The sequence below is a fragment of the Streptomyces sp. ID05-39B genome (assembly GCF_033794725.1).
Lineage (GTDB): Bacteria > Actinomycetota > Actinomycetes > Streptomycetales > Streptomycetaceae > Streptomyces > Streptomyces bobili.
Map to the genome: position 1 here is coordinate 19,839 of NZ_JARGEF010000018.1, position 23,868 is coordinate 43,706.

Annotated in this window: 22 protein-coding genes and 1 pseudogene; 8 read left to right on the plus strand and 15 right to left on the minus strand. The window is 73.2% G+C overall.

Annotated features, from left to right (window positions below):
* Positions 1-37: 37 nt before the first annotated feature.
* Positions 38-532 (minus strand): phage holin family protein, encoded by a 495-nt coding sequence (locus tag P1P75_RS07050; RefSeq protein ID WP_319252609.1) that lies wholly within the window; start codon positions 530-532, stop codon positions 38-40.
* A 104-nt stretch (positions 533-636) separates the two neighbouring features.
* Here P1P75_RS07050 and P1P75_RS07055 point away from each other — a divergent pair, with 104 nt between their 5' ends.
* Positions 637-987 carry a VOC family protein gene (locus P1P75_RS07055; protein ID WP_319252611.1) on the plus strand — a complete coding sequence of 117 codons (351 nt, stop codon included), beginning with the start codon at positions 637-639 and terminating at the stop codon, positions 985-987.
* Between the two features lie 24 nt (positions 988-1,011).
* Here P1P75_RS07055 and P1P75_RS07060 read toward each other — a convergent pair whose 3' ends face one another.
* From P1P75_RS07060 to P1P75_RS07120, 13 genes and pseudogenes are all read right to left on the minus strand, one after another.
* The gene (locus P1P75_RS07060; RefSeq protein WP_319252613.1) at positions 1,012-1,200 is read right to left on the minus strand and encodes a hypothetical protein; all 189 of its coding nucleotides are present in this window, start codon (positions 1,198-1,200) and stop codon (positions 1,012-1,014) included.
* Positions 1,201-1,345: 145 nt separating this feature from the next.
* On the minus strand, positions 1,346-1,927 hold the full coding sequence (locus P1P75_RS07065) for a GNAT family protein (RefSeq protein WP_319252615.1): 582 nt from the start codon (positions 1,925-1,927) through the stop codon (positions 1,346-1,348).
* Between the two features lie 20 nt (positions 1,928-1,947).
* Positions 1,948-2,208, minus strand: a complete 261-nt coding sequence (locus P1P75_RS07070) for a DUF1049 domain-containing protein (RefSeq protein WP_319252617.1) — start codon at positions 2,206-2,208, stop codon at positions 1,948-1,950.
* A 306-nt stretch (positions 2,209-2,514) separates the two neighbouring features.
* The gene (locus P1P75_RS07075; RefSeq protein WP_319252618.1) at positions 2,515-3,438 is read right to left on the minus strand and encodes an LD-carboxypeptidase; all 924 of its coding nucleotides are present in this window, start codon (positions 3,436-3,438) and stop codon (positions 2,515-2,517) included.
* Positions 3,435-5,426 carry a prolyl oligopeptidase family serine peptidase gene (locus P1P75_RS07080; RefSeq protein WP_319252620.1) on the minus strand — a complete coding sequence of 664 codons (1,992 nt, stop codon included), beginning with the start codon at positions 5,424-5,426 and terminating at the stop codon, positions 3,435-3,437. The genes P1P75_RS07075 and P1P75_RS07080 overlap by 4 nt, the downstream gene beginning before the upstream one ends.
* Before the next feature lie 207 nt (positions 5,427-5,633).
* Positions 5,634-6,938 carry a M20/M25/M40 family metallo-hydrolase gene (locus P1P75_RS07085; RefSeq protein ID WP_319252622.1) on the minus strand — a complete coding sequence of 435 codons (1,305 nt, stop codon included), beginning with the start codon at positions 6,936-6,938 and terminating at the stop codon, positions 5,634-5,636.
* A complete protein-coding gene (locus P1P75_RS07090; RefSeq protein ID WP_319252624.1) occupies positions 6,931-7,764 on the minus strand; it encodes a M55 family metallopeptidase in 834 nt (277 codons plus the stop codon). The genes P1P75_RS07085 and P1P75_RS07090 overlap by 8 nt, the downstream gene beginning before the upstream one ends.
* 108 nt (positions 7,765-7,872) lie before the next feature.
* Positions 7,873-8,505, minus strand: coding sequence for a sigma-70 family RNA polymerase sigma factor (locus P1P75_RS07095; protein WP_319252626.1), 633 nt, complete (start codon positions 8,503-8,505; stop codon positions 7,873-7,875).
* Between the two features lie 173 nt (positions 8,506-8,678).
* A complete protein-coding gene (locus tag P1P75_RS07100; RefSeq protein ID WP_319252628.1) occupies positions 8,679-9,341 on the minus strand; it encodes a hypothetical protein in 663 nt (220 codons plus the stop codon).
* Positions 9,342-9,522: 181 nt separating this feature from the next.
* Entirely contained in the window at positions 9,523-10,248 is a 726-nt protein-coding gene (locus tag P1P75_RS07105; RefSeq protein WP_319252630.1) for a class I SAM-dependent methyltransferase, read from the minus strand.
* A gap of 158 nt (positions 10,249-10,406) precedes the next feature.
* The gene (locus tag P1P75_RS07110; protein ID WP_319252632.1) at positions 10,407-12,902 is read right to left on the minus strand and encodes a SpoIIE family protein phosphatase; all 2,496 of its coding nucleotides are present in this window, start codon (positions 12,900-12,902) and stop codon (positions 10,407-10,409) included.
* 156 nt (positions 12,903-13,058) lie between these two features.
* Positions 13,059-13,787, minus strand: a pseudogene (locus P1P75_RS07115) (collagen binding domain-containing protein); the annotation flags it as partial.
* A gap of 127 nt (positions 13,788-13,914) precedes the next feature.
* Positions 13,915-14,358: an SRPBCC family protein gene (locus P1P75_RS07120; protein WP_319252634.1), complete on the minus strand. Its 444-nt coding sequence runs from the start codon at positions 14,356-14,358 to the stop codon at positions 13,915-13,917.
* A 179-nt stretch (positions 14,359-14,537) separates the two neighbouring features.
* Here P1P75_RS07120 and P1P75_RS07125 point away from each other — a divergent pair, with 179 nt between their 5' ends.
* From P1P75_RS07125 to P1P75_RS07140, 4 genes are all read left to right on the plus strand, one after another.
* Complete coding sequence (locus tag P1P75_RS07125; protein ID WP_319252636.1) at positions 14,538-15,593, plus strand: Rv2578c family radical SAM protein; 1,056 nt, start codon at positions 14,538-14,540, stop codon at positions 15,591-15,593.
* Positions 15,594-15,728: 135 nt separating this feature from the next.
* Complete coding sequence (locus P1P75_RS07130) at positions 15,729-17,309, plus strand: alpha/beta hydrolase (protein WP_319252638.1); 1,581 nt, start codon at positions 15,729-15,731, stop codon at positions 17,307-17,309.
* 71 nt (positions 17,310-17,380) lie between these two features.
* The gene (locus tag P1P75_RS07135; RefSeq protein ID WP_319252640.1) at positions 17,381-17,779 is read left to right on the plus strand and encodes a RidA family protein; all 399 of its coding nucleotides are present in this window, start codon (positions 17,381-17,383) and stop codon (positions 17,777-17,779) included.
* Positions 17,776-18,300: a GNAT family N-acetyltransferase gene (locus P1P75_RS07140; protein WP_319252642.1), complete on the plus strand. Its 525-nt coding sequence runs from the start codon at positions 17,776-17,778 to the stop codon at positions 18,298-18,300. The genes P1P75_RS07135 and P1P75_RS07140 overlap by 4 nt, the downstream gene beginning before the upstream one ends.
* A 57-nt stretch (positions 18,301-18,357) precedes the next feature.
* On the opposite strand, the gene P1P75_RS07145 is transcribed toward P1P75_RS07140, so the two are convergent.
* Positions 18,358-18,933 carry an adenylosuccinate lyase gene (locus tag P1P75_RS07145; protein ID WP_319252644.1) on the minus strand — a complete coding sequence of 192 codons (576 nt, stop codon included), beginning with the start codon at positions 18,931-18,933 and terminating at the stop codon, positions 18,358-18,360.
* A 400-nt stretch (positions 18,934-19,333) separates the two neighbouring features.
* Between P1P75_RS07145 and P1P75_RS07150 the strand changes: the two genes are divergently transcribed.
* The 3 genes from P1P75_RS07150 to ccrA all read left to right on the plus strand — a co-directional run bounded on the left by P1P75_RS07150 (position 19,334) and on the right by ccrA (position 23,867).
* The gene (locus P1P75_RS07150) at positions 19,334-21,139 is read left to right on the plus strand and encodes a 3-hydroxybutyryl-CoA dehydrogenase (protein ID WP_319252646.1); all 1,806 of its coding nucleotides are present in this window, start codon (positions 19,334-19,336) and stop codon (positions 21,137-21,139) included.
* 118 nt (positions 21,140-21,257) lie between these two features.
* A complete protein-coding gene (locus P1P75_RS07155) occupies positions 21,258-22,088 on the plus strand; it encodes a TetR family transcriptional regulator (protein ID WP_319252681.1) in 831 nt (276 codons plus the stop codon).
* Positions 22,089-22,523: 435 nt separating this feature from the next.
* Positions 22,524-23,867 carry a crotonyl-CoA carboxylase/reductase gene (gene ccrA / locus P1P75_RS07160; RefSeq protein ID WP_319252648.1) on the plus strand — a complete coding sequence of 448 codons (1,344 nt, stop codon included), beginning with the start codon at positions 22,524-22,526 and terminating at the stop codon, positions 23,865-23,867.
* Position 23,868 lies beyond the last annotated feature (1 nt).

The following is a 23,868-nucleotide window of genomic DNA, read 5'->3' on the forward strand; positions in this document are numbered from 1 at the left end:
GGTCAACGCTGAGGCACTCTCCCGGAGGCACTCGGCGTCAGGCCCGGTGGTGCGGCGCCTCGGGGTCGACGCCGCCGGGCCGCGGCGCCTCGTCCGGCGGGGTCGGCGGCATCGGCGGGTAGGGCGCGCCGAGGCCGGTGGCCGCTCCGGCGGGCGGTACGACGGGGGGTACGACAGGCGCCGGCTGTGCGGCGTCCGCGCCGCCGGGGTCGGCCGGGCGGCCGGGGTGCGCCGGACGGGAGTGCGGGCGGGCGGCGCCGCGCAGGACGTACGCCAGCACGCCGAGGACGGCCGCGGTGATCAGTGCTGCGGCCCAGCCGGGCAGCCCGATGCCGAGGGCGAGGCCGACGGCGAGCGCGAGAGCGGCCCCCGCGTACAGGGCGAGCGCGCCGGAGGCGGCGTACAGGGTCGCCGTACGCCTCTGCTTGCGGGTCTGCTCGCGCAGTTCCTCGCGGATGGTCTCGCGCGCCACCTGCGCCAGCTCGTCGACGAAATGCTTGTCCAGATGCTCCAGGTGATCGATACGCTCCATACCGTGCGGGTACCCGGGGCCCCCGGCCGGTAACGCCGCCGCGCCGCCGGGGGGATCGGGTGAAGAGATCTCCACCGCCCGCCTGCCCAACTAGGCTCCCCCGCATGAACATTCTGGGAGCCACCCTGCGTGTCTGCGTCGATGATCTGGAAGCCGCCGTCCCCTTCTACGAGCGCCTCGCGGGTACTGCGGCACTGCGCTTCGAGCGCGGCGGCGTGCAGGTCGCGGCGGTCGGCTGCTTCCTGCTGATGAGCGGTCCCGCCATGGAACTGGAGGTGCTGCGCAAGGTCGCGGCGACGATCGCCGTGACGGACGTCGACGAGGCGCTCAGAACGCTCGGCGAGCTGGGCGCGGACATCATCGCGGGCCCGGTGGCGACCCCGGCCGGCCGCAACCTGATCGTGCGGCACCCGGACGGCTCCGTGTACGAGTACGTGGACCGCCGTCCGGCGTGAGGACGGGGCCGTCGGCCCGCCGGCTCAGGAGCGGCCGAGGGCGGCCACGACGGGGTCGGAGAGGAGCGCGCCCGCGGTGCGGTCGGGGTCCGGGTCGGGGTCGTAGATCGTGACGTTGAGGCCCGCACAGTGCGCCGTGTCGCCAACGGCCGCGGCACGGCGACGAGTTCGTCGGGGAAGAGGCCGTGGGGCCGGGCTGTCGACGGCGGGCATGACCGTCGGGTGGAGGACGTCTGCGTCCAGGTGGACCCTGTGCCGCTCGACCCGGTCGGCGAGCCGGAGGGTGTCGGAGGCGAGGGCCGGCGCGTTGACCGGCAGCCGGGCCCGGTGCCGGGGGCGGGCGGGCGCGGCCCCAGGCTCACCCGGAAGGGCGCGCCGCGGAGCGCGGCGGTCGCGCGGAGCGCATCTCGGCGGTGAGTGCCCACCGCTCGTGGTCGCGCCAGTCCCCGTCGATGTAGATCATCTTCGGGGAGAAGCCCTCCAGGCGGAACCCGCAGGACCGCGCCAGCGCGATCGAGGCCGCGTTGCCGGGCTGCACGTTGATCTCCAGCCGGTGCAGCCGCATCGGCCCGAAGGCGTGACCCACCACGAGGCCGAGGCCCTCGCGCATCAGTCCGCGCCCGGCGGCGTGCGCGAAGGCGCCGTAGCCGAGGGCGCCGCACTGGAAACCGCCTTCGACGATGTTGTTGATGTTGATGAACCCGGCGACGGCCCCGTCGTCCAGGGTGCACACGAGGAACCCGGCCTTCGTGGGGTCCTCGATCAGCCGTCCCGCGTAGGCCCGGTACGCCTCGGTGCCGGTGGGCGGGAACAGCCACGGACGGTGCAGGTCCTTGCTCTCGCGGGCCCGTGCGGTGAACTCGTCCCCGTCCGCGTAGGTGAAGTGGCGTATGCCCACGCGGGGGCCCTCGGCGAGGTGGCGGGATGCGATGTGCGGCATCGGGCCAGCGTACGACGGGGTCAGCCGCGCCGTCTGGCGGCGTACGCGCCGCACAGCGCGCCGATGGCCCCGGTGGCCAGGAGCGCCGTCCACAGCGGCACCGTCACCGTCACCTCGGGGACCAGCAGCCTGATCCGGGTGGCACCGGTGTTCTCGAAGACGAAGATCAGGGCGAGGACGACGAGGGCGAGGACGGTGATCCGGACGGGCGCCGGCGCGCCACCCTTGCCGCCGGTCTTCCCGCCGCTCGCCCCGCCGCTCTCGGAGGTCATCGGACTCATAGCGACCAGGGTGGGCCCGCGGGCGCCCGCACGCGCGGCGAGGGCTGCCCACGGGTGACGCCCGGGGCGGCCCGCGTCGGCGCTCACCGCCGCTTCGGGTGACCTGTCGGGGCCATCCAGCGCCGGCGCGCGGAGCCGTCCGGGGAGTGACGAGGCTGTCGGCGAATCCGCTCGGCGGACGCTGATCGGCGGAACGGGGGCCGGCGAACTGCCGGTTCCACGGCGCTTCCCCGGCCCTGGTCTCCCCTTGCCCGGCTTGGCGGGGGTCGCCCACAGCATCCGGTTGCCGGGCGGGTGCCGCCCGCGTCAGCGCAGCGCCGGCGCGTCGAGGGTGAGTGTGCCGGCGTCGGCGTCGAGTTCCGCGGTGACGCCGAAGGGCACCGTGAGGGCCCCGTCGCAGTGGCCGAAGCCGAGTTCCTCGACGACCGGGACACCGAGCGCGCCGAGCCGGTCGGCCAGCACCGGGCGCAGCTCCTCGTAGGGGCCGCACTGCGCCCAGGAGCCCAGTGCGATCCCGGCGACGCCGTCGAGCCAGCCGGTGCGCAGGAGTTGGGTGAGCGCCCGGTCGACGGCGTACGGCCGCTCCCCCACGTCCTCCAACAACAGCAGTCCGCCGCGGGCGCCGGGCCGGGTGTGCGGGGTGCCGTACCCGGTGGCGAGGAGGGCGAGGCAGCCTCCGAGGGTGACGCCGCGGGCCCGGCCGGGGGCGAGGGCGGTGCCGGTCGAGGTGAGGGTGCGGACGGTTTCCGGGGCGAACAGGGTGGCCCTCAGGTGGTCCTGGGCGCGGGCGTTCTTCACGAAGTCGATGCCGGCGGCGACGGGCCCGTACAGCGTGACCAGGCCGAGGCGGACGGCGAACGCCTCATGCAGGGTGGTGCTGTCGCTGAAGCCGAGGAACACCTTCGGCCCGGCGGCCCGCATCGCGTCCCAGTCGAGGAGGTCGACCACGCGCTGGGCGCCGTAGCCGCCGCGCGCGCAGATCACCGCGTCGACGAACGGGTCGCACCAGGCGCGCTGGAGGTCGGCGGCCCGCTCGGCGTCGGTGCCGGCCAGGTAACCCAACTCGCCGTGCCGGTCCAGGACATGAGGTGCGGCGAACGGGTCGAGGTCCCAGCCCCGCAGCAGGTCGAGGCCCGACTGGAGCCGCTCCTCGACGACGGGTCCGCTGGGCGCGACGACGGCCACACGGGCGCCGGGGGCGAGCCGGGACGGCCGCAGAAGGTCCTTCACTTCGCCAGCTCCAGGGTGGGAATGCCGGGCACCCGCAGCCCGAAGACCTGCGCGTACAGGGACAGTTCGGCCTCCAGGGCGCGCACGACCGTCTCGGCCCGCCGGAAGCCGTGCCCCTCGCCCTCGAAGGCGAGGTAGGCGTGCGGCACCCCGCGTCCCGCGATGCGGGCGAGGAGCCGTTCGGCCTGCGCGGGCGGGCAGATCACGTCGTCGAGGCCCTGGAGCAGCAGGAACGGTACGCCGATCCGGTCGGCGTGTTCGACGGGCGAGCGCTGCGCGTAGCGGGCGGGCACCTCGTCGAGGGGGCCGACGAGGGTGTCGAGATAGCGGGACTCGAAGTCGTGGGTCTCGCCGGTGGCCCAGGCCGTGAGGTCGAGGACGGGGTAGAGAATCGTGCCGCAGGCGTAGACGTCGGTGCCGGTCAGCGAGGCGGCGGCGGTCCAGCCGCCCGCACTGCCGCCCCGGACGGCCAGCCGGCCGTGGTCGGCGGTGCCCTCGTCGGCGAGGGCGAGGGCGACGGCAGCGCAGTCCTCCACGTCGACCACGCCCCACTGCCCGCGCAGCCGGTCCCGGTACGCGCGCCCGTAGCCGGTCGACCCGCCGTAGTCGACCTCGGCGACGCCGATGCCGCGGGAGGTGAAGTAGGCGATCTCCAGGTCCAGCACCAGCGGGGACCGGTCGGTGGGCCCGCCGTGCGCCCAGATGACGTACGGCGGCAGTTCGGCGCCGGGGGCGACGCAGCCGGGGTTGTGCGGCGGGTAGACGTGGGCGTGGATCTCGCGGCCCTCGGGGCCGGTGAAGACACGGATCTGGGGCTCGGGGTAGTGGGCGGGATCGACGATGTCGTCATGGGCGGCGCCGATCACCCGCGCGCGGCCGGTCCGGGTGTCCAGTTCGACGACCTCGTGGGCGCTGCGGGGGCTGGCGCCGACGGCGACGACCCTGCCCGGCCCTTGGGCGGAGGGGATCCCGCTCTCGCCTGCCGCGCCGTGCACGGCGAGGGTGGAGGCGAACTCGGTCCAGGGTCCGGCCACGTCGACGATTTCGCCGGTCTCCAGGTCCAGGACGCCGAGGGCGGCGGCCCCGCGGCCGTGCACGACGGCGACAGTGCCGTCCGCCAGTGGGGCGAACCAGCGCTGGCCGAGCTTCCAGAGCGGTCCGCCGAACTCCTCCTCGCGCGGACAGACGGGGTGGTGGTCCTGGTACAGGTTCCACCAGCCCATACGGTCGCTTGCATACAGTAGGCAGCCATCTGTCGACCATTCGACCTGGGCGATCGACTCCTCCGGCCCGCCCGCCACCACCTCGGGCTCGCCGAACGTGCCGTCGGCGCCGACCTCGGCGACCAGCACCCGCGTCCCGTCCCACGGCATCAGCGGATGATCCCAGGCCAGCCACGCGGCCCGCCGCCCGTCGGGCGACAGCCGGGCCCCGGTGACGAACCGCCTCCGGTCGTCGGTGAGTTCCCGCACCGCGCCGCGGTCCCCCGCCGCCGAGCCGTCCAGCGGCACCGCGGCCAGGACCCGCCGCACCTCGGTGGGTCCCTCGCCGGTGAACTCCTCCAGCACACACCACACTTCGCCGAGACCGGGCCGCACCTGCGGTTCCGCCCAGCGCAGTCCGCCGCCCACCTGGGACACGGGCGTCAGCGGACGGGGCTCGGCGCCGGGCTCCCAGGCGTACAGCCGCTGGTCGGCGAAGTGCACGAACACCACCAGGGTCCGGCCCTCTCGCACCTCGCCCGCCCAGGGCTGTCCGCCGTACTCGTGGACCCGGCTGCGCACGTTCCACGGCGCGGGCAGGACGGACTCCTGCGTGCCGTCCTCGCGGCGTCGCACCAGGGTGCGCCGGCCGCCCTCGGCCGGGCGGGGCGCCGTCCACCACACCTCGTCGCCGACGAAACCGACGTACTCGGGACGCCCGTCGTGCGCGGCGGCGAGCGCCGCGTCCAGGGGCGAGGGCCAGGAACCGTACGGCAGGATCCGCATGTCTGTCCGCTCCTCAGGGTCTTTCGTCTGGATCATGCCGGGCTCGCGGGGTCCGGCACCGCACCTCGCCGCGTTGTCGTCACTCGCCAGGGTTCCGCCCTGACTCCCTCCTCCGCCTTGCGATGCTCCCCCACTGCCCGAAAGGCGTGGGAGGTACCCCCAGCACCCACCCCGCTCCCTGATCCGGCCGGATCCAACCGAAAGACCCTAGGCCGTGCGCAGGAAGCGGTCGAGCACGTCGACGCCGAAGTGCAGCGCCTCGACCGGGACCCGTTCGTCGACCCCGTGGAAGAGGGCCTGGTAGTCGAGGCCCTCGGGCAGCTTCAGCGGCGCGAAGCCGTAGCCGGTGATCCCGAGCCGCGAGAACTGCTTGGCGTCCGTGCCGCCGGACATGCAGTAGGGCACCACGGCCCCCTCCGGTGCGAACTCCTCGACGGCCGCACGCATTCTGGCGAACGTCGGCGAGTCCACCGGCGCCTGCAGCGCGACCTCGCGGTGCTCGAACCCCCAGCTCACGTCCGGGCCGGTCAACGCGTCGAGGGTGGCGCGGAACTCGTCCTCGCAGCCCGCGAGATACCGGCCGTCGACATACGCCACGGCCTCCCCCGGAATCACGTTGATCTTGTAACCGGCGTCCAGCATGGTCGGGTTGGCGCTGTTGCGGACGGTCGCCTCGACCAGCTTGGCCGCCGGGCCGAGCTTCTCCAGCAGGGCGTCCACATCGTCCAGGGTGGCCTCGATGCCGTACAGGGCGGCGAGTTCGGTGAGCGCGGCCGTCACCGTCGGAGTGAGCCGCAGCGGCCACTCGTGCTCGCCGATGCGGGTGATCGCGGCGGCCAGCCGGGTCACCGCGTTCTCCCGGTTCACCTTGGAGCCGTGCCCGGCCCGGCCGCGCGCGGTCAGTTTCAGCCAGCCGGTGCCGCGTTCCCCGGCGGCGATCGGGTAGATCTCGCGCCCGGCGCCGTCGTGGAAGGTGAAGGCGCCCGACTCGCTGATGCCCTCGGTGCAGCCCTCGAAGAGGTGGGGATGGCGGTCGGCGAGGAAACCGGAACCGTCCTCGGCGCTGGCCTCCTCGTCGGCCGTGAAGGCGATGACGAGATCACGCCGGGGCCGGACGCCCTCGCGGGCCCAGGACCGGGCCACGGCGAGGATCATCGCGTCCATGTTCTTCATGTCGACCGCGCCGCGCCCCCATACGACGCCGTCGCGCACCTCGCCCGAGAAGGGGTGCACACTCCAGTCGGCGGCCTCGGCGGGCACCACGTCCAGGTGACCGTGGACGAGCAGGGCGTCCGCGGACGGGTCGGTGCCCTCGATGCGGGCGACCACGTTGGTGCGGCCCGGGGTGCGTTCCAGCAGCGTCGGTTCCAGGCCCGCCCCGGCGAGCTGGCGCGCCGCGTACTCGGCGGCGGGCCGCTCCCGGCAGTCCCCGCCGCCCCGGTTGGTCGTGTCGATCCGGATGAGGTCGGAGGTGAACCGCACGACCTCGTCCCGCGCCTGCCCGTCAGCCATACTGTTCCTCCACCGCGGCCGAGACGAGTGTCGTGACCGCCTTGAACGTGCGAATGCCCTCGTACATGGTGCCGCTGGTGTAGGCGACCCTGCGCTCCCCGGTCCGCGCCACGCCGGGCACCACCGTCGCGGCCATCGCCAGATGCTCGGCGTCGAACTCCAGGGCCACGGTGAACGGCCCCCCGGCCACCGGTTCCTGACGGACCGCCAGCAGCGCTGCCTCCTCGGCGGCGGCCCGGATGTCGGCGGCGGTCCTGGCCGGGGTCCGGCAGACCGCCGCGTACCGCGACACATGGTCCTTGACGGCGACCTTCATCGCCTCGGGCGCGTACCCGAGGGCGTCCTCGCAGGCCACGTCGTCACCGGTGACCAGGACGACGGGCACCCCGTACTCCGCGACGACCCGCGCGTTGAGCAGCCCCTCGCTGGCCCGTTCGCCGTTCAGCCAGACCCCGGTGATGGAGTTGGCGAGGTAGGTGTGGGCGAGGACACCCTCCGCGCCGGCGCCCGCGTGATAGCCGACGAACGCGATGCCGTCGACGTCGCCGTGCTGGACGCCCTCCACCATGGACAGCGACTTGTGCCGGCCGGTCAGCATCTGCGCCCGCTCGTCGAGCCGCTCCAGGAGCAGGTTGCGCATCGTCCAGTGCGCCTCGTTGATCAGCACCTCGTCGGCTCCGCCGTCGAAGAACCCGAGAACGGCGGCGTTGACGTCGGAGGTGAAGAACTCCCGGCAGCGCTCCCACTGCGGCGTCCCCGGCAGCACGTCGGCCGGCCAGGTGACACCGGTGGCGCCCTCCATGTCCGCGCTGATCAGGATTTTCATACCCACGACCGTCCTCTCCGGGAAAACCCCCTGAGCTTAACGGGCCCCCTCACCACGCCCGCGGGAGCGCCCCAAGCTGGCACGCCGCACCGCGCCCGTCCGCCCCGCTCAGGCCGCCGCCGGGGCCGCCGCCCGCCGTTCGGCCTCGGCCAGCAGGCCCGTCAGGGTGGCGCGGGCGCGAGCCACGCGGGAGCGCACCGTGCCGACGGGACAGCCGGCACGGCGAGCCGCCTCCTCGTAGGACAGACCGAGGAGCTGGGTCAGGACGAACGCCCGGCGCCGGTCCGCGGGCAGCGCGGCGAGCAGGTCCATCAGGACGACTCCGTCGTCGAAGCCGGGCAGTCCGCGCGGCTGGGCGCGTTCGACGGCCGGCCGCCAGTCCGGTACGTACGCCGGGCGCGGCCGGGTCGCGGCGTGGCGGTGGCTGTCCATCACCGCGCGCCGGGCGATCGCCAGCAGCCAGGTCCGCGCCGAGGAGCGGCCCTCGAACCGGTGCAGGCTGCCGAGGGCCCGCAGGAACGTGTCCTGCGCGAGGTCGTCCACCGTCTGCGGGTCGGCGCCCAGGTGGGCGACGTAGCGCAGGACGTCACGGTGCAGGGCGCGCACGAACCGGTCGACGGCTTCCGCGTCGCCCGCGCGCGCGGCCAGCGCCAGCGCGGTCGTCGAGGCGTCGGCCGCCGCCGGTCTCCCGGCCGCGGGACGGCGGGGAGCGGGCAGGGAGGAGGGCAGGGAGGAGTCCATGACCTGGTGTCCTTCGCGAGGTCGGATTCCGGGCCGGCGGCGCGCGAGGGCGCGGCCGGTCCGGTGCACGGGGAGACGGCCGCACGGCGGCGCCGGGCGTCCCGGGGACGCCCGCGCCGGCGTACGGCCGTGGCCCGAGGCGCGCAGGGGCTGCCTCGGGGCACCGGCTGTCGTCAGGCGACAGCGGTCCCCGCGGGCGGACCCCGGGAGGTGATCGCGTGGACGAGGAGCAGCAGCCGCGGCGCCCGGTCCGTGCCGCGGCGCCGCACTCGTGCGCGTGGCCGCTCCGGGGCGGCCGGGACGACGGCGAACAGCATCCGCAGCGGGGCCGCCAGCCGTCCGGCGAAGGCCCGCAGGACGCGGAAGGCGGCCCGCTCGCCGTGCGCCAGCCACAGCCCGCACAGCAGCGCGGCCAGCAGATGAGCGGCCGGCATGCCGTACGACGACGGCCCGCCCCCCTCCGCGACGGCACCGGTGTAACCCATGAGGTCCGGGGCGTGCGGCACGTGCCCGTGGGCCGCACCCATGCCCATGTCCATGTCGGCATGGGCATGGGTGCCGGCCGGTCCCGCGGCCCGGGCCGCCGGGTGGGCGAGCGAGAACGCCGTGTGCAGGGCAGTCTGTGCCGCGACGACGACGGTCACGATCAGCGGCAGTCCGCGCTCACGGCCGGCCAGGCCCCAGCCCGCGGCGCCCGTCGCGGCGGCGCCCGCGCCCAGCGCCCACCAGGGCACCCGGTCGCCGGACATCAGGACGTGGCCGAGGGCGGCGAGCAGCACGCAGACGGCGGCGAACACCGCGGCCCGTACCGTGCGGGAACACCGCCCTGCTGTCATGGCGCCTCATCCTCGCATCAGGGGCCTCCGCCTCGCCCCCGGGTACGAGAGACGACCCCGCCTGCACTCGGTCCGCACCCTGTGGCGCGCGTCACACCGCCCCCGACGAGCGGCGGGAGACCCTCACACGGCGCCGCGTGAGGGTGACGGGCCGACGGTGCTGCTGTCGCCTGATTCGTGGTCACATCTCCCGGCCCGCCAGGACCCACTTCGACGGCAGCTCGATCCGGGTGCCGTCGGAGGCGAACTCGGTGGTGACCAGCGGGAGTTCACCGGAGGCGAGAACGGTGAGGCCGGCCGCCGCCAGATACACCGGCACCGCCGCGTCGGCGACCTCGCCGGGTGCGATGCCGTGCCGGAAGACCGGCGCGAGCTTCGGCGGCGGGCCGTCGGGGCTCTGCGCCAGGCCGCCCAGGACGGGCCGGGCGGCCTCCGAAAGCTCGACCAGGAAGGCCCGGCCGCGCTCCCCCAGCAGCGCGGCGGTGCCGTCGGCCAGCGCCTGCCGGTCGCCGGGCTCGCAACTGTGCAGGACGCCCCGCATATAGACGTTGGCGTCACCGAGTTCGGCGTGCAGCAGCTCCGCCTCGTCCCGCTCGGCCGCGTCCAGCAGCCGGTACGCCGCCTGCCCCGCGGGGTCGGCGCGGCGGGCGTGGTCGAGCGCCGCGACGGCCAGGTCGGCGCCGATGACGCGCGGGAAGCGGTCGGCGAGGAAACGGGTCTGCGTGCCGTTTCCGCAGCCGAGGTCCACCAGTGGCAGCACGGGGTCGAGCAGCCGCGGCTCGAAGAAGGCGAGGTGGCGGGCGGCGGTCACCGCCGGGTCCGCGTCCCAGAACACCGCCCCCGTCTCCCGGGGGGCCTCACGCCAGAAGCCCTCCCAGGCCGCCCGGTACCGACTCGTCACGCTCATGCCCAACTCCCCAGGTGTGGCGCCGATCCGCCGTAAGTGACGGGCCAGTACGGTGTATCGCTCCCCGGTGGCGCGGACAAGCGCCGTACACATTCCTTCACGCCTCGTTCGACGGGCGTACGCCGTTGTGCGCCCCCCACGACCGCGAAAGGCGCTGGTCAGCGTCTGGGGAGAGTCAGTTCGAACCAGACGGACTTGCCGGCGGCGGTGCGGCTGGCGCCCCACTCCCGCGCCAGCGTGCTCACCACGCGCAGTCCGCGCCCGGCCTCGTCGTCGGGTCCGGCACTCAGCAGGGTCGGCAGCTCGTGGTCGTCGTCGTCCACCTCGCACAGCAGCGTGTCCCCACGCACCAGCCGCATCGTCACCGGCCGGCCGTGCGAATGCCGTACGGCGTTGGTGACCACCTCGCTGACCATCAGCTCGGCCGGGCCGACCAGCTGGGCGAGCCCCCAGTCGTGGAGCTGTTCGCGGACCACGGCGCGGGCCCGGCCGGCCTGGGCGGGGTCGAGGGGGAAGGTCCACTCGGCGACGTCGTCGGGCTCGATGCCGGCCAGCCGGGCCAGCAGCAGGGCCACGTCGTCCTTGCGGCCCCCTCGCGTGTTGAGGGCACGGATGATGGTGTCGCAGGCGTCGTCCATGGAGGCGGCCGGGTGGGCGGCCGACTCGCACAGCGTCGCGAGGCCCACGCCGATGTCCTCGCCGCGCATCTCGACGAGGCCGTCGGTGCACATCACGAGCCGGTCGCCGGGCGCCACGCGCACGCGTACCGCCTCGAAGGGCACTCCTCCGACGCCGATGGGCGCGCCGGTGGGCAGGTCGAGGAGTTCGCTGCGCCCGTCGCCGGCGCGCACCAGCACGGGCGGGATGTGGCCCGCGTTGGCGAGGTGCAGCTCGCCCGCGATCGGGTCGTAGACGGCGTACAGGCAGGTGGCGAGGTAGGTCTCACCGAGGCGCTGGGCCAGGTCGTCGAGGTTGCGCAGGAGTCGCGCGGGCGGCAGGTCGAGGGCCGCCATCGTCTGCACGGCGGTTCGCAACTGGCCCATCATGGCCGCCGAGTTGAGGCCGTGGCCCATGACGTCGCCGACGACGAGCGCGGTGCGGGCGCCGGGCAGTTTCACGGAGTCGAACCAGTCGCCGCCGATACGCCCCAGCAGGGTGCCGGGCAGATAGCGGGTGGCGATGTCACAGCCCGCCATCCGCGGCGGTATGTGCGGCAGCATGCTGTCCTGGAGGGTCTCCGCGACGTTCTCCTGGTGGGTGTACATGCGCGCGTTGTCGAGCACCAGGCCCGCGCGGGCGGCGAGTTCGGCGCCGGTGACCCGGTCCATGTCGTTGAACTCGACGCGCTCGGGGTGGCGCAGCAGGATCATGAAGCCGAGGACGACGTGGCGTGCCTTCAGCGGGACGACGAGCATCGAACGGCCGGTGATCAGGGGCCGGATGTCGCGCTTGTCGAACTGTGAGGCGATGGCATGCCCCAACTGCTCGCTGATGCGCGGCACGAGGACGGGTTCGCCGCTGGTCATGCACTGGAAGAACGGCGTGTGTGCCGGAAAGGGCATGGCCTCGCCGACGGGCACCACGTCGTCCCAGCGGCCGGGTTCGTCGGTGTGCTCCAGGGCGACCCGGTGCCACATGGTCCTGGTGTCCGGCACGCCGTCGGGGAACCCCTCGCCGGCGACGACCTGTTCTCGCAGATAGGTGCCGGCGACGTCGGTGAAGCGCGGCACGACGGCCCTGCTGACCTCGCCGATGGTGCGGGCCAGGTCGAGGGAGGTACCGATCCTCCCGCTGACCTCGTTGAGGAACTCCAGGCGCTCGCGGACGGCGGCGTACTCGAGGTCCTCGCCCTCGTCGTCGGGCTCCTTGGGCAGGGGCCGGCCGGAGGCGGCGGCGCGGGCCGCCCGCTCGCGGCGGGCGCTGCGCCGGGCGCGCCGGGCGACACCCCAGTCGGGGGTGACGGGAACCCGGTCGTTCTGGCTGAACTCCAGCACGGGGTAGCCGAGTTCGAGTACCTGCGAGACGATGCGGGCGCTGTCACCGACGCTCATGCTGGGCAGGATCTCAGGGAGCCTGCGGGCCAGGTTCTCGGCGCCGGGGAAGTCGGTGTGCAGGGCGAATCCGGGCGCGACGCGCTCGACGATCCTCCCGTCCTCGGTGTCGGGCCGGTGCAGGGCCTGCGCGTCGGCGGCCAGCACGAGCAGCCGCTCGCTGCCGGGTCCCACGAGGGGGTACGCCCACCACAGCACGTCGACGCGGTTCCTCCCGCAGACGTCGGCCGGGGGGACCTCCGTCCCGCTGGGCACGGTCAGCCGGGCCCGCCCGGCCGATGGGTAGCCCAGGCCGCCGTCGAGGGAGGTCCCGAGTCCGGGTCCGAGGCCGTCGTAGGGCGCGTACTCCTCGTGCGGCGGGCCGTCGTCGATGTCGGGGAGGGCGCCGGAGACGGGGAGCAGGTCGATGGCGTACCGGCCGATCGCCTCGTCCTTGCTGACGCCGAACAGCCGACGGGCGCCGCTGCTCCAGTGGGAGACGAGGCCGGCCCGGTCGACGACGACCACCGCGAGGGGGATGCGTCCGGTGTCCGCGGCTTCGGTCGCGGCACCGCTCCCGGCTCCGCGGCTGGGAGGCGTGTCCCGCTCGGTGCCACGGTCCATGGCCCAGACCCTCTCTCCCCAGAGCTGCACAAGATCTGCCCCGCAGCCACCACCGTACGGCGCCCGCCACTTCGGATGTGCGGCAATTCTGGAATTGGTTTCACCGGGGAAGTGCTGGGTAACGGCCCTCCCCGGTGTTTCCCCGGACGGTCGGACTCAGTCCCCGTGACCCAGTGGCAGATCACGTTCCGGGCGCCCGCCGCCGGCCATGCGCAGCACGGTGGCGACCGGCGGGTGACCCGCGGCGATGACGGTGTACTCACCGCAGGAGAGGTCGATGAAGCGGAAGGTGCCGTCCGGGCCCGTGGTGAGGGTGTCCACCCCGTTGCCCGCGGCGTCCAGCAGCGTCACGCGCGCGTCCTCGACGGGCAGTGCGCCGGCGGCCCGGACCGTGCCGCACAGGACGGCGCCGCCGGCGAGTTCGACGTCCTGCCGGGTCTCCCGCAAGGCCTGCACGCAGACCGGCAGACCGGCAGACCGGCAGGGCGGCAGGGCGGCCGGGCGGCCGGGCGGAAGGCGGGGGCGCTGGCGGCGAGGGTGTACTCGCCGGCCACCGGCTCGCTGATGACATACCCGCCCTCGCGTCCGCTGCGGGTGCCGGCGACGACCTCGCCGTGGACGTTGGTGAGGGTGACGGCCGCGTCCCGCACGGGTGTGCCGTCGGCGGTGCGGGCGGCCCCGGCGAGGCGTCCGGCGCCACCGGGGACGACGTCCGGCTCGACGGGGCGCTCGCCGACGGTCACGGAGACGGCCTGCGGCTGGTGCCCGCCGGTGGCGGCGATCAGGACGTAGGAGCCGGAGCCGGGGGTGGCCGGCGCGTACCGCCCGTCCTCGCTGCTGGCGCCGCGCCCCGATCTGCTGTCCGGCGACGTCGACGAGAACCACTCGAACCGGTGAGGTGGAGCAACGGTCAGGAGCCGTCGGGCTCTTGACCGCTCGTGAGCCATCTCCGGACCCTGACCACGTGTCGACCCCAGGTGCTTGCCGACCTGGGGCAACGTGCTGACCTGAGCTACTTCTCGACCTCGGTGGCGAGCTTGGTGAGGATCGCGTCGTAGATCCGGCCGAGACCCTTGGGGGCGAAGGTCCTCTCGAAGAATCCGCCGATGCCGCCCGCGCCGGTCCAGGTCGTGGTCACGACGACGCGCGACTTCCCCTCCCCGGCCGGGGTGACCCGCCAGACGGTGACCATCGAGGAGTTGCGGTCCTTCTCGACCAGCTCGCCGTCGGTGGGCTCGGTGACCTCCAGGAGGCAGTCACGGACGCGCTTGCTGGTGGCCTGGAGCTTCCAGTGGACGAGGGTGCCCTCGCCGTCGCCGCCCTCGCGCACCTCGTACTCGCTGAACTGCTCCGGCAGCAGCTTCGCGCGCGTGCCGCTGTAGTCGGCGATCGCGTCGAACACCGTGTCCGGGGCCGCCGCGACGACCCGCTCGGTGGTGGCCTCGACCTGCGCCATGGGGTTCCTCCAGGTCCTTGTTGCTCGGTGGTTCCTCGGATCGGGGCAAGCCAACCACCCCGGTCCCCGGCCGCCCAAATCGGGGTTGCCGAAGCGGTCGCGGGCCGGTCGGAAAGGGTCCTCGCACGATCATGGGAACAAGTGTTCTATTGTGGGGCCAGTGCTACCGAGGAGGCGCCATGCGCTGGGAGAACCTCACCGCGGAACCCACCGCGGAACCCCGTCACGACCGGCCGGCCGACCCCGCGCTGTTCGGCGCGGACGCGGTCACGGTCCGGACCGTCGACACCCCTGAATTCGCCGGCATCACCTTCCACGAGATCCGCGCCCGCACGATCCTCAACCGGGTGCCGGGCGCTTCCCGGATGCCGTTCGAATGGACGGTGAACCCCTACCGTGGCTGCACGCACGCGTGCGTGTACTGCTTCGCCCGCAAGACGCACGGCTATCTCGACCTCGACACCGGCATCGGCTTCGACACCCAGATCGTCGTGAAGGTGAACGCCCCGGAGCTGCTGCGCCGCCAGCTCGCCTCGCCCCGCTGGCACGGCGAGCACGTCGCGATGGGCACCAACGTCGACTGCTACCAGCGCGCGGAGGGCCGCTACCGGCTGATGCCGGGCATCCTGACCGCCCTGCGCGACCGGGCGAACCCCTTCTCGATCCTGACCAAGGGCACCCTGATCCTGCGCGACCTCGACCTGCTGAAGCAGTCCGCCGAGGTGACCGACGTCGGCGTCTCGGTGTCGGTCGGCTTCACCGACACCGAGCTGTGGCGCACCGTCGAGCCGGGCACCCCGGCCCCGCAGCGGCGCCTGGACGTCGTACGGACCCTCACCGAGCACGGCATCGGCTGCGGTGTGCTGATGGCGCCGGTGATCCCCTTCCTCGGCGACCAGCCGGCCCAACTGCGGGCCACCGTACGGGCGATCGCCGCGTCCGGGGCCACCTCCGTCACTCCGCTGGCGCTGCATCTGCGGCCGGGCGCCCGCGAGTGGTTCATGGCCTGGCTGGGAGCGCACCACCCGCATCTGGTGCGCCGCTACGAGCGGCTGTACGCGGACGGCGCCTACGCGCCCAAGTGGTACCAGCGCCGGATCACCCGTCAGGTCCACGACCTCGCCGAGGAGTACGGCATCGGCCCCACGCGCGCGGAGATGCCCCGCCGGATCCGGCGGACCGAGACGACGACGGAGCCCGCCGAGGCCGGACCGACCCAACTCACGCTGCTCTGAGCGCGTTCGAGGGCAACCGGCGGCCCAATCGGGTCAAGTATCACCAGAACAGGTTCTTCCGGGCTCCGATTCCGGGACGATGCGCCGAGGACCGTGATCCACGCGGTCCGTCGACCTCCGTCCTGGGAGGACCCCATGAGGAAGCGCGCAGCCGTGCTGTGCGGTGCCGCCGCCGTCGTCGTCGCCGGGGCGCTGACCGCCGTGCCCGCCGGCGCGAGCCCGTCGCCCGCCGCCGAGGCCCTGCCGGCCGCCAGGCCGGCCTGGAAGAAGTGCGCCACCACCGACCACCCGACCCTGCAGTGCGCGTCCCTGAAGGTGCCGCTCGACCACGCGAACCCGGGCGGGAGGCAGATCACGCTCGCGCTGTCCCGCGTCCCGCACACCGCGAAGACCTACCAGGGGCCGCTGCTGGTCAACCCCGGCGGCCCCGGGGGCAGCGGACTGACCCTCGCTCCCTTCGTCGCCTCGTCGCTGCCGAAGAAGGTCGCCGCGCAGTACGACGTCATCGGCTTCGACCCGCGCGGGGTGGGCCGCAGCACGCCGGCCCTGAACTGCCGGCCGGACCACTTCGCCCCGGTGCGCCCGGACTCCGTCCCCTCCACCGGCGAGGCCGAGCGCGCCAACCTCGACCGGGTCAGGTCCTTCGCCGAGAACTGCGGCAAGAAGTACGCGAGCGTGCTGCCGTACATCGACACCCTCAGCGCGGTCCGGGACCTGGACCTGATCCGCCGGGCCGTCGGCGCGCAGAAACTGAACTACTTCGGTTACTCGTACGGCACCTACCTCGGCGCGGTCTACGCCAAGCTGTACCCGGAGCGGGTGCGGCGCCTCGTCCTCGACTCGATCGTCGACCCCACCGGTGTCTGGTACGACAACAACCTCACGCAGGACCAGGCGTTCAACGACCGCCACCGCGCCCTGATGGCCTGGATCGCCAAGCACGACGCCACCTACCGGCTGGGTACCGACCCGGCCCGTGTCGAGGCGCGCTGGTACGCGATGCGGGCCACGCTGGCGAAGAAGCCGGCGGGCGGCAGGGTGGGCCCCTCCGAACTGGAGGACACGTTCATGCCGGGCGGTTACTACAACGGTTACTGGCCGTATCTGGCCAAGGCGTTCGCCGCGTACGCCAACGACCACGACGCCGGGCCCCTGGTCGAGACGTACGAGAACTTCGGCGCGGTCGATGCCGCCGGGGGCAACGGCTACAGCGTCTACACGGCGGTGCAGTGCCGTGACGCCTACTGGCCGCGCGACTGGCACGAGTGGCGCTCCGACAACTGGTCGGCGTACCGGAAGGCGCCGTTCATGACCTGGAACAACGCCTGGTACAACGCGCCGTGCGCGTTCTGGCCGACCCGCTCGCGTGGTCCGGTCAACGTCGCCAACGGGCAGCTTCCGCCGGTCCTGCTGTTCCAGGCGACGGACGACGCGGCCACCCCCTACCAGGGCGGGGCGATGATGCACGCCCTGCTCGGCGGGTCCCGCCTCGTCGTCGAGGAGGGCGGCGGCAACCACGGCATCACACTGAGCGGAAACGCCTGCCTGGACAGGCATCTGGCGGCCTACCTGGCCGACGGCACGGTGCCGCGCGGGACCGGAGCGGTGGACGCGGTGTGCGAGGCGCTGCCCGACCCGAAGCCGCTGACCGCGAAGGTCGCCACGGGCACGGCGCACGGTTCGACGCTGCACGGGCTGCTCGGCTTCCGCGGCTGACGCACCGGGGCCGCTCGGCGCGGCCGCGACCCGTCGGGGGCGTTGTCGGACCCATGGTCCACCATGGACGCATGAGCGAACTGACCAGGATTCCCGCCCCCGACGGCGTCGCCGCCGCCGCTCAGTACACGCATGTGGTGCTGGGCACGGGCCGTTTCGTGGCCGTCTCCGGTCAGCTCCCCCTGGACGAGAACCGCCGTCTGGTCGGCGCGGGCGATCCGGGGGCCCAGGCCGCCCAGGTCTTCGAAAATCTGCGGCGCTGCCTGGCCGCCGCCGGAGCGACCTTCGACGACGTCGTCAAACTCACCTATTTCGTCACGGACATGGCGCACATGCCGGCGATCCGCGTGGCCCGCGCCGCGCACATACCCGACGACCGGCTGCCGGCCGCCTCGGCCGTGCAGGTCGCCGCGCTGGTCCGGCCGGAGTTCCTGATGGAGATCGAGGCGTTCGCGGTGATCGGCGCATGACGGTGCTCGGCATACGCGAGATGACCCTCGCCGACTGCGGCCGTGTGTCGGAGATCCGCATCCGCGGCTGGCAGAGCGCCTACCGGGGCCTGATGCCGCAGTCGTACCTCGACGCGCTGAGCGTGTCCGAGGACGCCGAGCGCCGCCGGGGGTGGTTCGCGCGCGGCGACGGCAGCGTGGTGAACCTGGTCGCGGACAGCGGTGGCGAGGTGGTGGGCTGGGCGGCCCACGGCGCCTACCGCGAAGGCGAAGTGCGCACCGATGACGCCGAGTTGTACGCCATCTACGTCGACCCGGCCCGTCTCGGCGCCGGCATCGGCCAGGCCCTGCTCGCCGAGTCGGTCCGGCGGAGCACGGCGGCCGGCCGCCCTCGCATGCACCTGTGGGTGGTCGAGGGCAACACGGCGGCCCGTCGTTTCTACGAGCGCGCGGGCTTCCACGCGGACGGCGCGCAGGAACCTTTCGAGGTGGACGGAGTGAAGGTGCCGGAGGTGCGGTACACCCGGCGGCTCACCGCCTGACCCCACCGCGACGGCCCGGCGGCTCACCGACTGACCCACCGCGGCCGGCCCGGCGGCTCATCGCTGGCGGGGAATGCGCGCCAGCGCCCGCACCGCCGCCTCCGCGAGGACCGGGTGGGCGAGTGCGTCGGTCAGCACGGGCCGGGCGCGGCCGTCGCCGAGGCTGCCGAGGCCGTCCACGCAGGCGAGGGCGACCCGCCGGTAGGGGTCGTGCGGGCGCAGCCGCCGCCGCAGGGTCGTGATCAGCGCGGGTACCGCCTCGGGCGCGCGCAGTTCCACCAGGAGCCGCACGGGGTGCAGGGCGTAGGCGACGCGCAGTTCGTTGGTGGCGAGGGTGGCCGCCGCCCGCGCTGTCCGGGGGTCGTCGAGGCGGGCCAGGGCGTGGGCGGCACCGGCGCAGCGGTCCGGGTCGCGGTGGTTGAGGAACAGCACGAGTGCCTCGAAGGCACGCCGGTCCCCCGCCAGCCCGAGGCGGAACGCGGCCAGTTCCCTGGCCCACAGGGGCTGCCCGGCGGCGGTGAGCACCTCGGCGAGCGCGTCCCGGTCCCCGGTGGCCGCCAGTTCCTCGAAGCGGGCGGTTCCTCCCGACTCCTGCCGTAAGCGCTCCGTGAGCGTTCGCAACTCGTCGTCCATGAAGGGGAGCCTAGAGCGGTGGTGACGGCGTCGGGAGCTACATCACAAACCCGGGGGCTGGCGCGCTCGTTACCCACCGGTTAAGCTCATACGAGCGAGTTACCCACTCGCACCCCCGTTCGTGACGGCCTGGTGACGCAGCCGCCACGGCGGAGTCGGTTCGGTACCTCAGGTACCGCTTGTACGACCCGGCCACGGGACAGGGCCGGTCGGTTCTCCACCGTTCCCCGGACGTGTGCACGTCCGCTGCGACGGCCCCGGGCGTGTGCGCTCGCAGCCCGGCAACACCCGCACCGAGCACTCCTCTTCACGCACCCCCGGTGCGTCCTGGCCGCCCTTCGGGGCCGCCGGGCGCACCCGGGGCCGCTTCCAGTCGTCACCCTCATTCCTGGAGTCCGCGATGGCCGCTCCCCTGTCCCCCGCCCCTTCCTCAGCCCTGCGGACGATCGCCGTGGTCGGTCTCGGCACCATGGGCACCGGCATCACCGAGGTCCTGGCCACGGCCGGCCGCGAGGTGATCGGCATCGACATCAGCGAGGCCCAGGCCGCGCGCTCGCTCGCCGCCCTGGAGGCCTCCACCGCCCGCGCCGTGGAGCGCGGCCGGCTCACCGAGCAGGAGCGCGCCGACGCCCTCGCCCGGGTCCGCACCTGCACCGGCCTCGCGGCGGCGGCCGACGCCGACCTGGTCATCGAGGTGGCGCCGGAGTCGTACGAGATCAAGCAGCAGATCTTCCGGGAGCTGGACGGGATCGTGCGGCCCGAGGCGATCCTGGCGACCGGCACCAACGCGCTGTCCGTGACCCGGCTCGCCGCCGACTCGGCGCGCCCCGAGCGCGTGCTGGGCCTGCACTTCTTCAACCCGGCGCCCGCGATGAAGCTGGTCGAGGTCGTCTCCTCGGTGCTGACCGCCCCGGCCGCCGTCGCCGCGGTCACCGACCTCGCCCTCGAACTGGGCAAGGAGCCGGTCGCGGTCGGCGACCGCCCCGGTTTCGTCGCGGACGGGCTGCTGTTCGGCTACCTCAACCAGGCCGCCGCGATGTACGAGGCGAAGTACGCCTCCCGTGAGGACATCGACGCCGCGATGCGGCTGGGCTGCGGCCTGCCGATGGGCCCGCTCGCGCTGCTCGACCTGATCGGCATCGACACCGCCCGCACGGTCCTGGAGGCCATGTACGCCGAGTCCCACGACCGGCTGCACGCCCCCGCGCCGATCCTCAAGCAGCTCGGCGAGGCGGGCCTGACCGGCCGCAAGTCGGGCCGCGGCTTCTACACCTACGACGCCCCCGGCGGCTCGACGGTCGTGCCGGACGCCCTGACGCCCGCGGCCGGCGCGTCCGGGACCCCCGGCCGTACCGTGCGCAGTGTCGGCGTGGCCGGCTCGGGCACGATGGCCTCCGGCATCGCCGAGGTGTTCGCCAAGGCGGGCTACGACGTCGTCCTGGCCGCCCGCAGCGAGGAAAAGGCGCAGACCGCCAAGGCGCGGATCGGCAAGTCCCTCGCGCGTTCCGTCGACAAGGGCCGGCTCACCGCCGAGGCCGCCGCCCAGACCCTGGAGCGGATCACCCCGGCCGGCTCCTACGACGCCTTCGCGGACGTCGATCTGGCCGTCGAGGCGGTCGCCGAGGACCTGGACGTGAAGCGGCAGCTGTTCGCGGCGCTGGACAAGGTGTGCAGGCCGGGTGCGGTGCTGGCGACGACGACCTCCTCGCTGCCGGTCGTCGCGCTGGCCCGCGCCACCTCGCGTCCGCAGGACGTGATCGGCATGCACTTCTTCAACCCGGCGCCCGCGATGAAGCTGGTCGAGGTCGTCCGCACGGTGCTGACGGCCGACGACGTCCACGCGAGCGTCCACGAGGTCTGCGGCAGGATCAGGAAGCACGCCGTGGACTGCGGCGACCGCGCGGGCTTCATCGTGAACGCCCTGCTGTTCCCGTACCTCAACAACGCGATCAAGATGGTGCAGGAGCACTACGCCTCCCTCGACGACATCGACGCGGCGATGAAGCTGGGCGGCGGCTATCCGATGGGCCCCTTCGAGCTGCTGGACGTCGTCGGGCTGGACGTCTCGCTGGCGATCGAGAAGGTGCTGCACCGCGAGTTCCGCGACCCCGGGCTGGCCCCGGCGCCGCTCCTGGAGCACTTGGTGGCCGCGGGCTGCCTCGGCCGCAAGACGGGCCGGGGCTTCCGCGAACATGCCCGCCGCTGACGGCGCCGGCGACCGGCCGGGGGCCGTCGAGGACTGGGGCGGGCTGCTCGGCACGACGGTCCCCTCCCCGCCCGCCTGGGGCGGGGAGGGGACCGGACAGGCGCACCGAGCTGCGCACATGCAGTACGTTCAGGGCATGCCCCAGCCCGCCAAGTCCTCACGTACACCCGCCACGCCCGACGCGCCGGAGAGTGCCGCGGGCTCCCGTGCGGCGGCCCAGCGCCTCAAGATGCGCCGCGAGCTGGCGGCCGCGGCGATGGAGCTGTTCGCGACCAAGGGGTACGAGGCCACCACCGTCGACGAGATCGCGGCCGCGGCCGGGGTCGCCCGCCGGACCTTCTTCCGCCACTTCCGTTCCAAGGAAGAGGCGATCTTCCCCGATCACGACGACACCCTGATCCGGGCGGAGGCGGTGCTGAACGCGGCTCCCGCGCACGAGCATCCGCTCGACACGGTGTGCCGCGGCATCAAGGAAGTCATGAAGATGTACGCGGCGCGGCCGGAGATCTCGGTCGCCCGCTACAAGCTCACCCGCGAGGTGCCCACCCTGCGTGAGGCGGAGATCGCGTCGGTGGCCCGTTACGAGCGGCTCTTCACCCGCTATCTGCTGGGCCACTTCGACGAGCACGCCCACGACGACGACGCCAACGACGATCCGCTGTTGGCCGAGGTCGCCGCCTCCGCCGTGGTCACCGCCCACAACCACGTGCTGCGGCGCTGGCTGCGGGCCGGCGGCCAGGGCGATGTGGAGGCCCAGCTCGACCACGCCTTCGCAATCGTGCAGAAGACGTTCGGGAACGGCATCGGCGCCGGACGCAGCATGGCCCCGGCCCGTCAGGCTCCCGCGTCCGTCTCCGCGCGCGGTGAAGTCCTGGTGACGGTCGCCCGCACCGACGCCCCCCTGCACGAGGTCATGCGGACCATCGAGCAGGCCCTCAAGGAGCGCTGAACCGCCTCTCAGGACCCTTCACCAGCACAGGACGCCTGTGACGACGGCCACCCCACGGGGTGGCCGTTTTGGCATGTCAGAGCCCCTTTTCGCGCGGATTTCCGAGGCCGTTCGATCGATCATCGCTCATTTGTTACGTAAAGATTTCATCTGAGGGGAAGTTCTGGCACTCAGTGCCTTGCGAGGTGACACGCCGTGTCATACGTTGAAGGAGTCCGGGCGGCCGGCGTGCAGAGACCTTTCGTACGCCGGCTGTCCCCGCAAGCTCATGGCCTGCGCGCCCGGACGCCTGCGTCACAGGCAACCTCCCGCGCCACAAAGCGCTGCCGGACCACACACCCGCCGAACCGACGGCACACCCCCATCCACCCTCAGCAGCACCGCCGTAACCCTCAGCGCCCCTCCCTCAGGGCGCTCACCGCCGGAGGCAATACCGTGACCGTGAAGGACATCCTGGACGCGATCCAGTCGCCGGATTCGACCCCGGACGACTTCGCCGCTCTGCCGCTCCCCGAGTCGTACCGCGCGATCACCGTGCACAAGGACGAGACGGAGATGTTCGCCGGGCTCGCCACCCGCGACAAGGACCCCCGCAAGTCGATCCACCTGGACGACGTGCCGGTGCCGGAACTCGGCCCGGGTGAGGCCCTGGTGGCCGTGATGGCCTCCTCGGTCAACTACAACTCCGTGTGGACGTCGATCTTCGAGCCGATGGCCACCTTCGGCTTCCTGGAGCGCTACGGCAAGCTCAGCGAGCTGACCAGGCGCCATGATCTGCCGTACCACATCATCGGCTCCGACCTCGCGGGCGTCGTCCTGCGCACCGGCCCCGGCGTCAACGCCTGGAAGCCCGGCGACGAGGTCGTCGCCCACTGCCTGTCCGTCGAGCTGGAGTCCAGCGACGGCCACAACGACACGATGCTCGACCCCGAGCAGCGCATCTGGGGCTTCGAGACCAACTTCGGCGGCCTCGCCGAGATCGCCCTGGTCAAGTCCAACCAGCTGATGCCCAAGCCCGGCCACCTCAGCTGGGAGGAGGCCGCCGCCCCGGGCCTGGTCAACTCCACCGCCTACCGGCAGCTGGTCTCCCGCAACGGCGCCGGCATGAAGCAGGGCGACAACGTGCTCATCTGGGGCGCGAGCGGCGGACTCGGCTCCTACGCCACGCAGTTCGCGCTGGCCGGCGGCGCCAACCCCATCTGTGTCGTCTCCAGCGAGCAGAAGGCGGACATCTGCCGGGCCATGGGCGCCGAGGCGATCATCGACCGCACCGCCGAGGACTACAAGTTCTGGAAGGACGAGCACACCCAGGACCCCAAGGAGTGGAAGCGTTTCGGCAAGCGCATCCGCGAACTGACCGGCGGCGAGGACGTGGACATCGTCTTCGAGCACCCGGGCCGCGAGACCTTCGGCGCCTCCGTGTACGTCACGCGCAAGGGCGGCACCATCGTCACCTGCGCCTCCACCTCCGGCTACAACCACGAGTACGACAACCGCTATCTGTGGATGTCCCTCAAGAAGATCGTCGGCTCGCACTTCGCCAACTACCGCGAGGCCTGGGAGGCCAACCGGCTCGTCGCGAAGGGAAAGATCCACCCGACGCTGTCGAAGGTCTACTCCCTTCAGGAGACCGGCCAGGCCGCCTACGACGTGCACCGCAACCTCCACCAGGGCAAGGTGGGCGTGCTCTGCCTGGCCCCCGAGGAGGGGCTCGGTGTGCGCGACGAGGCCAAGCGCGCGCAGCACATCGACGCCATCAACCGCTTCCGGAACATCTGAG